The 15,230-nt window shown below is 36.4% G+C and carries 11 protein-coding genes and 1 tRNA gene; 4 read left to right on the top strand and 8 right to left on the bottom strand.

Features of this window, described 5'->3' with window-relative positions; genetic code table 11:
* Positions 1-9: 9 nt before the first annotated feature.
* From Q1A60_RS00245 to Q1A60_RS00230, 4 genes are all read right to left on the bottom strand, one after another.
* The gene (locus tag Q1A60_RS00245; RefSeq protein ID WP_299762741.1) at positions 10-546 is read right to left on the bottom strand and encodes a DUF3341 domain-containing protein; all 537 of its coding nucleotides are present in this window, start codon (positions 544-546) and stop codon (positions 10-12) included.
* A 1-nt stretch (position 547) separates the two neighbouring features.
* Positions 548-2,320, bottom strand: a complete 1,773-nt coding sequence (nrfD, locus tag Q1A60_RS00240; protein ID WP_299763760.1) for an NrfD/PsrC family molybdoenzyme membrane anchor subunit — start codon at positions 2,318-2,320, stop codon at positions 548-550.
* A 31-nt stretch (positions 2,321-2,351) separates the two neighbouring features.
* Positions 2,352-5,420: a TAT-variant-translocated molybdopterin oxidoreductase gene (locus Q1A60_RS00235; RefSeq protein WP_299762738.1), complete on the bottom strand. Its 3,069-nt coding sequence runs from the start codon at positions 5,418-5,420 to the stop codon at positions 2,352-2,354.
* Between the two features lie 77 nt (positions 5,421-5,497).
* Entirely contained in the window at positions 5,498-6,793 is a 1,296-nt protein-coding gene (locus Q1A60_RS00230) for a c-type cytochrome (protein ID WP_299762734.1), read from the bottom strand.
* Between the two features lie 225 nt (positions 6,794-7,018).
* Between Q1A60_RS00230 and Q1A60_RS00225 the strand changes: the two genes are divergently transcribed.
* Positions 7,019-7,411, top strand: a complete 393-nt coding sequence (locus Q1A60_RS00225) for an SPOR domain-containing protein (protein WP_299762731.1) — start codon at positions 7,019-7,021, stop codon at positions 7,409-7,411.
* Between the two features lie 78 nt (positions 7,412-7,489).
* Here the strand turns inward: Q1A60_RS00225 and infB are convergent, their stop codons facing one another.
* Genes infB through rimP form a run of 3 tightly spaced genes read right to left on the bottom strand, consistent with a single transcriptional unit; the run spans position 7,490 to position 12,056 of the window.
* Positions 7,490-10,294 (bottom strand): translation initiation factor IF-2, encoded by a 2,805-nt coding sequence (gene infB / locus Q1A60_RS00220; protein ID WP_299762728.1) that lies wholly within the window; start codon positions 10,292-10,294, stop codon positions 7,490-7,492.
* Between the two features lie 52 nt (positions 10,295-10,346).
* Positions 10,347-11,579, bottom strand: coding sequence for a transcription termination factor NusA (gene nusA / locus Q1A60_RS00215; protein ID WP_299762725.1), 1,233 nt, complete (start codon positions 11,577-11,579; stop codon positions 10,347-10,349).
* Positions 11,580-11,591: 12 nt separating this feature from the next.
* Entirely contained in the window at positions 11,592-12,056 is a 465-nt protein-coding gene (gene rimP / locus Q1A60_RS00210) for a ribosome assembly cofactor RimP (protein WP_299762721.1), read from the bottom strand.
* A gap of 169 nt (positions 12,057-12,225) precedes the next feature.
* On the opposite strand from rimP, the gene Q1A60_RS00205 reads away from it, so the two are divergent.
* From Q1A60_RS00205 to Q1A60_RS00195, 3 genes are all read left to right on the top strand, one after another.
* A complete protein-coding gene (locus Q1A60_RS00205) occupies positions 12,226-13,062 on the top strand; it encodes a universal stress protein (RefSeq protein WP_363322557.1) in 837 nt (278 codons plus the stop codon).
* Between the two features lie 224 nt (positions 13,063-13,286).
* Complete coding sequence (locus tag Q1A60_RS00200; RefSeq protein WP_299762717.1) at positions 13,287-14,228, top strand: response regulator transcription factor; 942 nt, start codon at positions 13,287-13,289, stop codon at positions 14,226-14,228.
* A gap of 148 nt (positions 14,229-14,376) precedes the next feature.
* A complete protein-coding gene (locus Q1A60_RS00195; protein ID WP_299762714.1) occupies positions 14,377-14,919 on the top strand; it encodes a DinB family protein in 543 nt (180 codons plus the stop codon).
* Positions 14,920-15,037: 118 nt separating this feature from the next.
* Here the strand turns inward: Q1A60_RS00195 and Q1A60_RS00190 are convergent.
* A tRNA-Gln gene (locus Q1A60_RS00190) sits at positions 15,038-15,110 on the bottom strand.
* Between the last annotated feature and the right edge of the window lie 120 nt (positions 15,111-15,230).

The raw sequence follows: 15,230 nt of genomic DNA, 5'->3' as shown, positions 1-15,230 counted from the left end.
TGCGTATCCTTATTCTTCGTTTGCTACTAAATTAATTTCTGTTGCTCCTGTTCCTACTAAAAAGTCAGCAAGTTCTTGAGCATCGTGTCCTGAAGCATCAATTTCCATTAGAAAATGATCATCTGTTGTACGTACATCAGGGTTTTCTGCTTTTTTAAACGGCCATAACCTACTACGCATGTAGAACGTAATTACCATTAAATGGGCTGCAAAAAACACTGTAAGTTCAAACATAATTGGAACAAATGCAGGCATATTTTCTATATAACTAAAGCTAGGCTTACCTCCAATATTCTGAGGCCAGTCTTCAATCATAATAAAATTCATCATTGTAATAGCTACTGTAAGTCCAACACATCCATACATAAATGCAGTAATGGCTAATCTTGTAGGAGCTAATCCCATTGCTTTATCAAGTCCGTGCACAGGAAACGGAGTATACACTTCATTGATATGTAAGTGCTTCTTCTTTGCTTCCTTAACGGCGTTCATTAAAACGTCGTCATCTGTATAAAGTGCGTGTATAACGTGTGATCCCGTACTCATACTAGTTGTTATTAAGTTTTGTTGCCTGTCCTGCCCAATCATCGCGTTCTGCTCTACCTGGGAATGAACCTGTAATACTATCTAAAAGGTCGTACTCTCTCTGAGTCATTTTTGCGACTTGAGCAAATGTAAAGATACCAAGCTCATTAAGCTTCTCTTCCATTTTTGGACCAATACCATTAATTTTCTTAAGATCATCTGCCTGTTGTGTACTTGCATCAAATGCACCAAGTGAACCAACAAGATCTTCTACACTTCCTGAAGACGCTTCAACTAAGGGCTGTCCATCATCAAGTTTTTGAACATCTGCAGTTGTTATGTGATCTCCAAGATTTATTTTCACTGGACCACCTGAAGTACGAGGGTCTGCACCTGTACCTAACAATGATTGTCCTGATTCTCTTAATTTCTTATAACGCTCACCAGAAGACTTCATAATTGTTTTTACTTCTGCCTGTGCAATTACTGGGAATGTACGCGCATACAATAAGAATAATACAAAGAAGAATCCTATCGTACCTATAAAAATTCCTATATCTACAAATGTAGGCGAGAACATTGTCCAAGAAGAAGGAAGGTAATCACGGTGTAATGATGTAACGATAATTACGAAACGCTCAAACCACATTCCTATGTTCACTACAATTGAAATTACAAAAGAGAACATGATACTTCTTCTTAATTTAGGGAACCACATAAACTGTGGAGAGAATACATTACATGTCATCATCGCCCAATATGACCAAGCATAAGGTCCTGTTGCACGATTTAAGAATGCATATTGTTCATATTCTACACCAGAATACCAAGACATAAATAACTCAGTAATATAAGCCACTCCAACAATAGAACCTGTAATCATAATTACAATGTTCATCAATTCGATATGCTGTAACGTAATATAATTTTCTAAGTTTGATACTTTACGCATTACAATAAGTAATGTGTTTACCATTGCAAAACCTGAGAATACCGCTCCTGCAACAAAGTAAGGAGGGAAAATAGTAGTATGCCATCCAGGAATTACCGAAGTTGCGAAGTCAAATGATACAATCGTGTGTACAGAAAGTACAAGTGGTGTTGCAAGACCTGCAAGTACCAATGACACCTCTTCAAAACGTTGCCAATCTTTTGCACGACCTGACCATCCAAAAGATAATAAACTATAAATCTTCTTTTGGAAAGGCTTTACTGCACGATCACGAATCATTGCAAAATCAGGAAGTAATCCTGTCCACCAAAATACTAAAGAAACCGATAGATATGTTGATATCGCAAATACATCCCAAAGAAGTGGTGAGTTAAAGTTTACCCATAAAGAACCAAATTGATTTGGAATAGGTAATACCCAGTATGCTAACCAAGGACGCCCCATGTGAATGATTGGGAATAATCCTGCTTGAACTACAGAGAAAATAGTCATTGCCTCTGCCGAACGGTTAATCGCCATACGCCATTTTTGACGGAAGAGTAAAAGTACTGCAGAAATCAGTGTCCCTGCGTGACCAATACCTACCCACCATACAAAGTTGGTAATATCCCAAGCCCATCCTACAGTTTTGTTAAGACCCCAACTACCGATACCATTTGATATGGTATAAATAATACAGCCTATTCCCCACAGAAATGCAGCTAAAGCAATAGTAAATACTATCCACCAAGACTTATTAGCACGCCCTTCTACAGGAGCTACAACATCTAAAGTTACATCGTGATATGTTTTATCGCCGGTAACTAGTGGTCTTCTTATAGGTGCTTCGTAATGCGCCATAATCCTATATAATTAGTTCTTTTGATTAGTTATTTTATGCTTCTTTTGTATTTCTCACTTTTGTCTGGTAGAATACATTTGGTTTTGTACCTACACTTTCAAGTAAGTGATACATTCTGTCGTCTTGTGACTGGTGATATACATCACTATCTTTATCATTTACATCTCCAAACGTTAATGCTCCGCTTGTACATGCATTTGAACATGCTGTTGCAAATTCTCCATCCTTAATTACACGTCCATCACGCTTGGCATCTAAAATTGTTTTTTGTGTCATTTGCATACACATAGAACATTTTTCCATCACCCCACGAGAACGTACTGTTACATCTGGATTAATCACCATACGTCCAAGGTCATTATTCATATGGTAATCAAACTCATCATTACCATTATATAAGAACCAGTTGAAACGACGTACTTTATATGGACAGTTGTTTGCACAATAACGTGTACCTACACAACGGTTATACGCCATATGGTTTTGACCTTGACGACCATGTGATGTTGCTGCTACTGGACATACAGTCTCACAAGGAGCATGATTACAGTGCTGACACATTACTGGCTGGAAAGCCACTTGTGGATTTGCAGCTGGATCTTCCATTTCTCCAAATCCTCCTAAAGAACCATTGTCTCCAGAAAGTCCGCTAAATCCGTCTTTTTTCTTATTATCTCCATCAAAAGTATCTTGAGAAGAATAATATCTATCTATACGTAACCAGTGCATATCACGGCTACGGCGTACTTCTGATTTACCAACTACAGGAACATTGTTTTCTGCATGACATGCGATCACACAAGCCCCACATCCTGTACATGCATTTAAATCTATTCCTAGATTAAAATGATGTCCTATAGAACGATCAAACTCATCCCAAAGATCAACATCAGGAGAAGTCACATCATATTCTTGATGATCTTTTGATACTTGAGGTACTTTATTCCAGTGATTTTTATCTTTTGTATTAAAGATCTCAAGTCTAGTTTCTTTTACAATATCACCACGCCCCATTAAGGTATTGTGTAATTGTATCACTGCAAACTCATGGACTCCATCTACTTTCTCAACAGAAACACCTCCTTGTGTCATACTACCATTAAGCATTAATGGATAGGCGTTCACACCTGTTTGCATTTCTTCTTGAATAGATGTTGTTCTACCATACCCTACAGCAAGACCAATCGATCCTTTTGCTTGACCTGGTTGCACCATTACAGGAGCAATTAAAGGAACACCGTTTACGGTTATTTTAGCAAGCTTTCCGTTCAAACCACCATTAGCATCATGACGCGCCTCTGTAAAGAATGTACTACGGTCTAACCACAAGTCTTTATCCTTAGCATCAGCTTCAGACATAGTAATGTAGTTATCCCATGTTGCTCTTGTAATAGGATCTGGCATTTCTTGCAACCAAGGATTGTTTGCTTGATTACCATCTCCCATTGATGTTTTAGTATATAAGGTCAATTCAAAACCTCCTCCTTGGAAGGTTGTTGAAGCACCTGCATCTTCCGTTATAGAAGTATCTGTATTTGTTGAGACCGCTTTCGCGAAAGCGTCCGTCATCACAACCCCATCGTGTACTGCTTTATTAAAAGAAATACCCGCATTAGTCATTGTCGTTTTTATGTAATCATAATACGACTGATCACTTCCCATCCACTTTAGTAAGCTATCTTGGAATTGTCTTGTATCAAATAAAGGACGTATGGTAGGCTGTGTAACACTTACCTCTCCTTGCTTTATTTGAACATCACCCCATGCCTCAAGATAATGAGGTGTTGGTGCAATATGTGTTGCCGCAGTAGCCGTTTCATCTGCACGCATAGAACACGCTACAGATACCGCAACTTTAGCAAGACCTGAAGTAAATGCTTCTGCATTAGGAAGCGTGTATGAAGGATTTACCCCTGCCATTACCAACATTCCTACCTTACCAGCATTCATATCTTTAACAAGCTGATTTACTTTACGGATATCACCAGAACGTGTCATTCTTGGTGCCGCAACATCAATCACTTCGCTATTTGCATTTATCTCTAGCGCTTTTGTTTGAGAAGGAACATCTTGTAATCCCGTTACAACAACACCTTTACTTCCAGCCGCTCTTAATTCGCTTATAGCCGCACTAACTGCTTTCTTAGCATTCTCAGGAACACCAGACATAGAGCCTGTTGACAAAGCATTTAATATTGCTTTTTGCTGAGAAGGTGTTACAGGAACACGCACATCTGCATTTGCTCCTGACAGCGACATATTTGCTTCAAACTGGAAGTGACGAGACATCTTACCATCTGTAGGTATACGTCCTTTAGCATATCCAGCGTCATAGCCTCCACCGTTCCAATCTCCTAAGAAATCTGCACCTACAGATACAATCACTTCTGCTTTTGAGAAGTCATAATCTGCAAGAGCACGCACCCCATACTTTACTTCGAAAGCATCAAGTGCAAATTGTTCACCTACTGCATCATAAGCAACATGAGAAACATTTGGATATTTTTCTACAAACTCAGCAATCAATTTATCAGTAGAAGGACTTGCAAATGTCTGTGTTAATAACACAACTTGCTTCCCGCTATTCAACTGTGCCATCACACCTGCATCAATATCACTCCAAGTAACTGCCTCACCAGAAGCTGTTGGTCCTTGTGCACGATTTTGATCATACATAGACAACACAGAAGCGTGCACACGCGCATTTGCTCCGTATCCCGCTTTTGCTAGTTTATTATTTTCAATCTTTATAGGTCTTCCTTCACGAGTTTTCACAAGTATACTTGCAAAATCAAATCCATCTGCAATAGTAGATGCATAATAATCTGCAACTCCAGGAACAATCTGTTCTGGCTGCACTACATAAGGAATGGATTTCTTAACAGGACCTTCACAAGCTGCAAGCGATGCCGCTGCTGTAGTGAATCCTACGTACTTTAAGAAGTCACGACGTGTTGTTTGAGAAGTTTCTAAGGTTTCTTTATCACCTAAAAACTCATCTGTCGGAATCTCTTCTACAAACTCATTCTGTCTTAGTGTTTCAACTAACGGGTTTCCGTTAAGCTCATCGACACTTTTCCAGTATTTCTTGTTTGATGACATATAATTGATTTTATACTATTTGCACTTCGCTATGCTCAGTGACCTTATATTATACTTATTTAAAGTGGCGTCCTTAATTAATAATGACATTTACCACACTCAAGACCTCCCATTTGAGCTGCCGTAAGTTTATCAACTCCGTATTTTTTAGAAAGCTGTTCGTGTATTTTTGTATAATACTCGTTTCCTTCTACTTTTACGTTTGTTTCACGGTGACAGTTAATACACCAACCCATTGTAAGTGGTGAATGCTGCTCCATAATCTCCATCTCCTCTACAGGACCGTGACATTTCTGACACTCAACACCTGCTACACTTACGTGCTGCGAGTGATTAAAGTATGCAAAGTCTGGAAGGTTATGAATACGAATCCATTCTACTGGCTTTGTCTCTCCGGTATATGCTTGAGAAGCTTCATCCCAACCTACAGCTGTATATAACTTCTGAATCTCTTTATTATAATCTACTCCATACTCATTCTTACCTTCTGCCTGTGTTTCTGCTGCCACTTCACCTATAGATTTGTGACAGTTCATACATATATTTAATGAAGGAATTCCTGAATGCTTACTTACTCTTGCAGAAGAGTGACAATACTTACAATCTATTGCATTGTCTCCAGCATGGATTCTGTGCGAGTAATGAATTGGTTGCACAGGAGCGTACCCTTGATCAACACCTACTTGAGACATCCATCCATATGCAAAGTATGCACTTCCTAACAGAAGGAAGATTACAGACACTAACACTAGGAATTGATTTTCAACAAACGCTTTCCAAATTGGCTTACGTGTTTTTTCTTCTTCAACAACAATACCTTGCGCTTCTGCAAATTTCTTAAGCGTATTGTTTACGATAAATAATACCGCGACAAGAAGTAATAATACTAACCCTAAAATAGAAAGGATAATTTCATTTGAAACACCTGGTTCAACTGGTACAGGATTCGGATTTGGAGTTCCATCAGGACCACCTGTAGTAACTGGCACATTTGTATATGCTAGAATATTACTAATATCCGCATCTGTAAGAGCAGAAAAAGAATTCATGACTTTCTGTCCATTCTCTTCATACACTTTTACAGCTCTAGCATCTCCTGCCTTAATAAGTTCTTGCGAGTTTCTGATCCATTTTCCTAACCACTCGTAATCTTCTTCATATTTTTCGACTACATCAAAAAGTGCAGGTCCCGTCATAGGCTTATACAACTTATGACAAGCAGCACAATTAGTCTTAAACAATGCTTTCCCAGCATCTGCATCACCACTAGCGGCGTCTATCTGAGCAAAAAGGGAAGAAGAAAAAGCGAGCAAGAATGCTGCGCATAATGTGATAATTCTCGAAAATGAGTTACGGCGATTCACCTGTATCATAATTGGTATTGAATTAGCTTCAAAAATTTGGCACGATTATTACAATATAACTGCTGTTAATAAACTGTTAATCGAGCTCTTCAAATCGTATGCAAAAATAATACTTAGAACTCATTTTTGAAGAATGCAAAAGCGCTAGTTTTTAATTTATAATAATTCTAAATAACAAAATAATCTATTTTTCGTTTATTCATTTACCTTTGCCGTACAAATTATATTTTTAAGATGACAATACACCCTAATAGTAAAGCACTTACACTCTTCGTTTTTCTGTCTTTTTACGCTTTCGCGAAAGCGCAAACAGCACAAGTAACCATTTCTCAAGATGCAAAGATTCCACAATTACTAGAATTAAAGAACGAATTAAGCAACGATAACGAACTTGGAGACCACTATAAAATTCAAATCTATTCTGGAAATTCCGCACAAGCTGGAACCATGCTTAAACGATTTAGAAATAAGGTGGGAACGTGGAAATCAGATATAGAATACGAAACGCCTAACTATAAAGTATGGGTAGGAAGTTTTAGAAATCGACTTGAAGCTGATAGAGCGCTTATACAAATTAAGAAAGAGTTTCCTAATGCTTTAATCTTCAAACCAGACCCAAAGAGATAATAAACTACCAATATTACATAACTAAAAAGCCTTTCTAAATACTAGAAAGGCTTTTTTAATTTAAGATAGGTATCGAGCTTATTTAAGCTTTTTCTTAACCGCTACTTCTTGGAAAGCTTCAATTACATCATCAATCTTGATATCATTGTAGTTCTTAATTTGCATACCACAATCATATCCTTTACTTACCTCTTTCACATCATCTTTAAAACGTTTCAGCGTTGACAACTCTCCTGTATACACAACGACAGCATCACGTATAATACGGATACTAGAGTTTCTAAAGATCTTACCACTAGTCACCATACATCCAGCAATAGTACCAACTTTCGATATTTTGAAAGTTTCACGTATCTCTGCGGTACCTGTAATTTCTTCACGCATTTCTGGAGATAACATTCCTTCCATGGCATCTTTAAGATCATTGATCGCATCGTATATAATAGAATACATACGGATATCGATTTCTTCCTTATCTGCCACCTGCCTAGCATTACCCGCAGGTCTTACATTAAATCCAATAATAATTGCATCAGATGCTGAAGCAAGAAGCACATCACTTTCTGTAATCGCACCTACTCCTTTATGTATAATATTTACAGCTATTTCTTCTGTAGATAATTTTTGGAAACTATCTGTAAGTGCTTCTACAGAACCATCAACATCTCCTTTAAGGATAATGTTAAGCTCTTTAAAGTCACCAAGTGCAATACGTCTTCCAATCTCATCTAATGTAATATGACGCTGCGTACGAACACTTTGCTCACGCTGTAATTGTGTACGTTTAGAAGCAATATCTTTTGCTTCACGCTCATCATCCATTACATTAAACTTATCACCCGCTTGTGGTGCTCCGTCAAGACCTAATACAGATACTGGCGTTGATGGTCCAGCCTCTTTAATTTTCTTTCCACGTTCATCATGCATTGCTTTTACCTTACCAGAACATGTACCTGCTAAGAGATAATCTCCTACACGCAACGTTCCTCCTTGCACAAGCACCGTAGACACATATCCACGTCCTTTATCTAAGAATGCTTCTACAACAGTTCCAATAGCATTTTTCTTAGGATTTGCTTTCAGCTCTAATAATTCAGCTTCTAACAATACTTTCTCAAGTAATTCATTAACCCCTAATCCAGTCTTAGCAGAAATATCATGAGATTGGATTTTACCTCCCCAATCTTCGACTAATAAATTCATAGCTGCTAATCCTTCTTTAATCTTTTCAGGATTTGCTGTAGGTAAATCTACTTTATTAATAGCAAATACAATAGGCACATTGGCTGCTTGCGCATGCGCTATTGCTTCTTTTGTTTGTGGCATAATATCATCATCGGCAGCGACAACAATAACAGCGATATCAGTTACCTGAGCTCCACGAGCACGCATTGCCGTAAAGGCTTCGTGACCCGGTGTATCTAAGAATGCCATCTTCTGACCGCTTTCTAATGTTACTCCGTATGCACCAATATGCTGTGTAATTCCTCCGCTTTCTCCTGCAATCACATTTTCACTACGCACATAATCAAGGAACGATGTTTTACCGTGATCTACGTGACCCATTACAGTTACTATAGGTGCTCTTTCTAATAAATCTTCTGGAGCATCTTCTACTTCAACAATTGCCTCTTCAAGATCTGCAGTAACAAACTCTACTGTATATCCAAATTCATCAGCAACAATCGTAAGTGTTTCAGCATCTAGACGCTGATTCATAGTTACCATCATTCCTAAAGACATACATGCTGAGATAATACCCGTTACAGGTACATCCATCATAATCGCAACTTCGCTTACTGTAACAAACTCTGTTACTTTAAGGATTTTGCTTTCTATTTCTTGAGCAGCAAGTTCACCTTCTGTCTTTTGACGGTGCTGATCTCTCTTATCTCTACGATATTTTGCTCCTTTACCCTTACTAGATTTCCCTTGAAGTTTTTCAAGAGTCTCTCTAATTTGCTTTTGTACTTCTTCTTCAGTTGGCTCTACTTTAGCTACTGCTGGTTTACGTTTATTATTACCTCCTCGGTTTCCACCACGGTTTCCACCACGATTTCCTCCTCCTGAATTCGAATTATTATTATTGTTGTTTCCTCCTCCAGGTTTTGTAATACGTCTACGGCGCTTTTTCTTAGCATCCTCTGCACTTTCCTTTTTCTTCTTTTCAGGTTTTTTAAATTGAGTAAGATCAATTTTTTGTCCTGTGAAATTAGGTCCATCCAGTTTTTTATAATCTGTCTTAAGAACTTCATCCCCTAATCTAACTGGAGTTTCGGCAGCGACTTCAGTTTTAGGAGTTTCTTTCTTAGGAGTTTCTTTTTTTACAGGAGCAGTTTCTTTTTTAGCAACAGGCTTTTTTGCTTCTTCTTTTACTTTTTCCTTAACAGGTTGCACAGGAGGAGTTTCTACCTCCTTAGGCGCTTCCACTTTAGGAGTTTCCACTTTAGGAGCTTCTTCTATTGGTTTTACCTCATCAACAACTTCTTCCTTTTTAGGTTCTTCCTTTTTCTTTTCAGGCTGAACCTTCTTTGATGCATCAAGATCTATTTTCCCAACTTGTTTTGGCCCACTAAGACTTACCTTCGCTTTAACAACTTCAGGTTTTTTAGCCTCTTGCTTTGCTTCGATTTCTTCTTCTCGAGCAATACGTAACGCCTCCTTCTCCTTAAGCTTCTCTACAGCGACTTCCTTAGAAGCTACTTTCTTACTAGCGTCTGTTTGAAACTCATCCGAAAGCACATTATAAATCTCTTGAGAGATTTTTGTAGTCGGACGCGCCTCTATCTCGATACCTTTAGAGTCTAAATACTCTACGGCACGATCTAGAGAGATATTGAGCTCCCTTAACACCTTATTTAATCGCATTGTTGCTGCTGCCATAAACTGCTTTAATTTATTCTTTTCCTATTCCTTTATATTATGAATAGGCATGTTATTCTTCAAATTCTTCTTTGAGAATGCGCATTACATCAAGTACAGTTTCCTCCTCTAAGTCAGTACGTCTTACCAAATCATCTACATCTTGTTCTAAGATACTTCTTGCAGTATCAAATCCAATTTTTGCAAATGCTTCAATAATCCATCCTTCGATCTCATCAGAAAACTCTGTAAGCTCTACATCTTCTTCTACACCTTCACGGTACACATCTATCTCATATCCTGTCAATTGACCTGCAAGACGAATATTATGTCCTCCACGTCCAATTGCTTTACTCACTTCTTCTGGCTTCAAATATACTTGAGCCGTTTTATTTTCTTCATCTAGTTTTAAACTAGTGATACGTGCCGGGCTTAATGCTCGGCTTATAAATAGATTAAGATTATTTGTATAATTAATCACATCTATATTTTCATTTCCTAATTCACGTACGATTCCATGGATACGAGATCCTTTCATACCTACACAGGCTCCAACAGGATCTATACGATCGTCATACGAATCTACGGCTACTTTTGCTTTTTCACCTGGAATACGCACTACTTTTTTAATAGTAATTAAACCATCAAACACCTCTGGTATTTCTGATTCAAATAATTTTTCCAAAAATATAGGCGCTGTACGTGACATAATAATTGAAGGTTTATTTCCCTTTAATTCTACGCTTTCAATTACACCTCTTACATTTTCTCCTTTTCTAAAGAAGTCAGATGGAATCTGACGATCTTTAGGAAGTATGATTTCATTCCCTTCATCATCAAGCAAAATAATTGCTCTATGTCTTATATGATGAACTTCAGCTGTATACAACTCACCTTCAAGCTCTTTAAACTGCTTATAGATATTTGTATTATCATGTTCATGAATCTTACTTATTAAGTTCTGGCGTAATGCTAAAATAGAACGACGCCCTAAGTCAATAAGTTTTACTTCTTCAGACACATCTTCACCAACTTCAAAATCTTCTTCAATTTTACGTGCATTTGTAAGTGATATTTCTGCATTATCATCTTCTACCTCTCCATCGGCTACCACAATACGGTTACGCCATATTTCAAGATCTCCTTTGTCAGGATTAATAATAATATCAAAATTATCGTCACTTCCAAAACGTCTTTTCAACGTGCTTCTAAAAACATCCTCTAAGATAGCCATCAGAGTTACACGATCTATTAATTTATCGTCCTTAAATTCCGAAAAAGAATCGATTAACGCTAAATTCTCCATATCAACATATTGTTAAAATTTAATCATCACTTTTGCTTCTACTATATTTTCATAAGGAATCACTTCTGTTTTTTGAACAGTTACTTTTCCTTTTCCCACAGGCTTAGGCTCTCTCGCTTTCCAAGTTAATGTTACATTTTCCTCTGTAACTTCTTCCAGCGTTCCTTCCAATTTCGCCCCTGCTTGGGTTTTTATCTCCAGAAAACGACCTATATTTTTTTTATACTGCCTTTTTTGCTGAAGAGGTGTGGTAGCTCCTACAGACATAACTTCTAAAGAAAAATCTTCTTCTTCTCTATCTAAATTGTGCTCAACTTTTCTACTTACAGCGATACAATCTTGAACAGTAACTCCATGATCACCATCTATTATGACCTTAACTTCGTTGTTACCTTGTATGTCTAAACTTATCAAAAAAAGGGATGGATTTTCATCCATTGCTTCTTGAAGGAGTTGGGTTACTTTTTCTCTCAACATCTTTGCCTATAAAAAGAGGGGACCGCTGTCCCCTCAATACTCGTTTCTTTCAATGGTGCAAATGTAAGACAAATTATCCATTTATAAAAGCCTATTAAACTGCTTATTATTTTGTAAATTGAAGACGGTTACTATTTTGAACACAGTTATTCACAAAAACCCCTCCCATATGATAAAAAAAATACTTGTTCCCACAGATTTTTCAGAGCAGGCAGAGAACGCTTTACGCGTTGCCGCAGATCTTGCCAGAAAGTATGGAAGTGAGATCAACTTACTACACATGCTTGAACTCCCTATGCAACTTGTAGATGGTGCTACTGGGGGTTCAAAGAGTGATCTTCCTGAAGCTATATTTTTTATGAAATTAGCACATCAAAAATTTGAAAACATGATGAATGCTCCTTTTTTAGATGGCATTACAGTTCATGAAACTGCAGAATTTGACGGTGCCTTTGAAGGAATTATGGAATACACCGAAAAGTACGAAGCAGATTTGGTCGTTATGGGATCACATGGCGCCACTGGTCTTCAAGAAATTCTTATTGGCTCTAATACAGAGAAAGTAGTACGAAATTCCAAAATACCTGTACTCGTTATCAAAAGGCGTCACGAAAACTTTGCGATAGAGAAATTTGTATATGCTACTAATTTTAAAGAAGAGAATCACACTTCTTTTAAACAAGCATTCTCATTTGCAAAAGATAATGACGTAAAATTACATATGCTTTATATCAATACGCCTAACAACTTTCACACAACGCATGAGATAGAAGCAAAAATGAAAGCCTTTATGGAGAAAGAGCCTGAATGTACAGATTACACACTTAATATCTATAATGATGATTCTGTAGAAAAAGGGATTCTTCATTTTGCAGAAACCATAGGATCTGGGCTGGTAGGTATCGGAACGCATGGCCGAAGTGGTCTTGCCCATTTCTTAAATGGCTCTTTAAGTGAAGGACTTGTAAATCACGCGCAACGTCCTGTAATTACTTTTAAAATATAATGTTCCTGAGTACGCTTTCGCGAAAGCGCATTCAGATATATAGCTTATTTACCTCTTGTAAATAATCTTTTAAACACATACGCTCATCAAATAAAAAGTTCCAATCATAATGATTGGAACTTTTTATTTGATGACAGGATCATCATCACTAGAACTCAGATAATTTTATGCTAAAAATGTATTCATTTCATTGATATTACACTTAAAAATAGTAGTTTTCACTTATGAATAGAATGCTTCTTTTTATACTCTTAATTGTATTGAGCAGTAAACTCAGCGCTCAAACAAATATATCGGGATATATAGTCCCCAGTGACAGCTTAACAGATAAACAACTGATTTTTTTATCTATAGAAAGCATTAACCCTTCTGAAGAGTCTACGATCATAACGAGTAGCCAGTTAGACACTAACGGGTTTTTTAACATTAATCAAGAACTCTCTGAGGAAGAAAAAATATATACTCTTTTCACAAATAATCATAAAGACACCTCCAAAAGTTTTATTTTATCTAATAATGACTCCCTCTTTTTTCAAAAAAGTGATACTCCTTTCTCAACATTTACAAACACTAATCCTACTGATAAAGAATGGCAACAATTAAAAAAGTTCATAAAAAAACAAGACACGATTACTGATAATCAAACGATCTATTTAAATGAGATTCGAAATTATACAAAGGACTCTCTTAAGATTTTAGCTATAAAATTATTGAGCATTAAAGAACTCAAAAATAAAAACTTACTTAGAAAGGATATCTCTGTTAATCCAGAATATTACTCGAACCTCCTTGAAGAATTAAAGCTAAGTGAAATTAATAGTATCGAATATATTTTTCTAGAAAATGAATTAGCATCCCATCATTTAAAATCAATAGAAAATAAATACGCTACGAGCAAGCTCTTTAATTTTATTCTTGGATTTTTAGTATTTATACTAATGACATACCTCTTTTTATTTAAAATTACGAAAACTAAAAAAAGAAAATACGAATTAAGTAAACAGGAGTTAAATATCAAAAATCTTATCCTTGAAGGAAAGAGTAATAAAGATATTGCTGAAAATTTATTTATAAGTCTAAGCACTGTTAAAACACATATCACCAACATCTACAACAAGCTTAATGTTTCAAATAGAGCTGAATTAATTTCTAAATTCAAAAATTAATACGGGTACTAGCACTATAATCATACCTGTTTATTTACAAAACATCTACTGGTTTATGTTCTTTTGTAGAAGTTATTATTGAAATCTAAATTTCTTATAGAATATACTAATGCATCCATATTACATTGGTAAAACTATTACAACCATTATGAAACGCATACATGCCCTTATAATAATTATACTATTTAGTTTGGTTACGTCACCGCTATTAGCTCAAGAAAACCTATTTATTAAAGATTATATAGAACGGCTAGAGAACTCTAAAAAATATTTAATTCATATCGCAGAAATGATGCCTGAAGACACATATCACTTTAGACCCACATCAGAGTCATTGAGTTTTGCTGAAAACTTAATGCATATAGGATATGCTATTGATTGGCATAGTCAATCATTATTAGGTGGAAGAAAATCTAGAGATTGGAAAACTGACACCGTATTTAAAGTTGTCCATAAATCCAAAAAAGAAATGATTATAACAGTAAACAAAACATTTAATGAAGCTATAAAACTCATTGAACAATTTGACACCTCACAATTAAACATGCGGCTAGATTATTTTGGATTAAATAGAACTAAGCGTCAAATTTTCTTATTACTTGCAGACCATATAACACACCATAGAGGTCAAATGCTTGTTCATATGAGACTAAATGGTTTAGTTCCTCCTAGGTATGTTTTATTTCAATAACTCAAAGAATGTTGCTTACCATCAAATATCTCAATATAAATAAAACCATGACATACATTATGAAACTTGATAAAAACAAAAAACCCTCAGAACTTTTATTTTCTGAGGGTTTGAAGAGTTGGCCTACTAGGGCTCGAACCTAGACTCTTCTGGACCAAAACCAGACGTGTTGCCAGTTACACCATAGGCCACTATCTTGATAGCGGATGCAAATTTAAACCAAACTTTTTGGTATGCAAACTTATTTTGAAAAATATTACAACTTTTTTACACGTTTTGAAAAAATTAACGCTGAAGTTACCTGATATTCT

The organism is uncultured Dokdonia sp. (genome assembly GCF_947492535.1).
Lineage (GTDB): Bacteria > Bacteroidota > Bacteroidia > Flavobacteriales > Flavobacteriaceae > Dokdonia.
This window is presented reverse-complemented; position numbering and strand designations above follow the sequence as displayed.

Bases quoted from the DNA above. Each gene is read 5' to 3' on its own strand.
- Q1A60_RS00205 (WP_363322557.1), top strand. From the start codon at position 12,226: ATGATAAAAAAAATACTTGTTCCCACAGATTTTTCAGAGCAGGCAGAG.
- Q1A60_RS00230 (WP_299762734.1), bottom strand. From the start codon at position 6,793: ATGATACAGGTGAATCGCCGTAACTCATTTTCGAGAATTATCACATTA.
- Q1A60_RS00200 (WP_299762717.1), top strand. From the start codon at position 13,287: ATGAATAGAATGCTTCTTTTTATACTCTTAATTGTATTGAGCAGTAAA.
- Q1A60_RS00195 (WP_299762714.1), top strand. From the start codon at position 14,377: ATGAAACGCATACATGCCCTTATAATAATTATACTATTTAGTTTGGTT.
- nusA (WP_299762725.1), bottom strand. From the start codon at position 11,579: ATGGAGAATTTAGCGTTAATCGATTCTTTTTCGGAATTTAAGGACGAT.
- Q1A60_RS00225 (WP_299762731.1), top strand. From the start codon at position 7,019: ATGACAATACACCCTAATAGTAAAGCACTTACACTCTTCGTTTTTCTG.
- Q1A60_RS00235 (WP_299762738.1), bottom strand. From the start codon at position 5,420: ATGTCATCAAACAAGAAATACTGGAAAAGTGTCGATGAGCTTAACGGA.
- infB (WP_299762728.1), bottom strand. From the start codon at position 10,294: ATGGCAGCAGCAACAATGCGATTAAATAAGGTGTTAAGGGAGCTCAAT.
- Q1A60_RS00245 (WP_299762741.1), bottom strand. From the start codon at position 546: ATGAGTACGGGATCACACGTTATACACGCACTTTATACAGATGACGAC.
- rimP (WP_299762721.1), bottom strand. From the start codon at position 12,056: ATGTTGAGAGAAAAAGTAACCCAACTCCTTCAAGAAGCAATGGATGAA.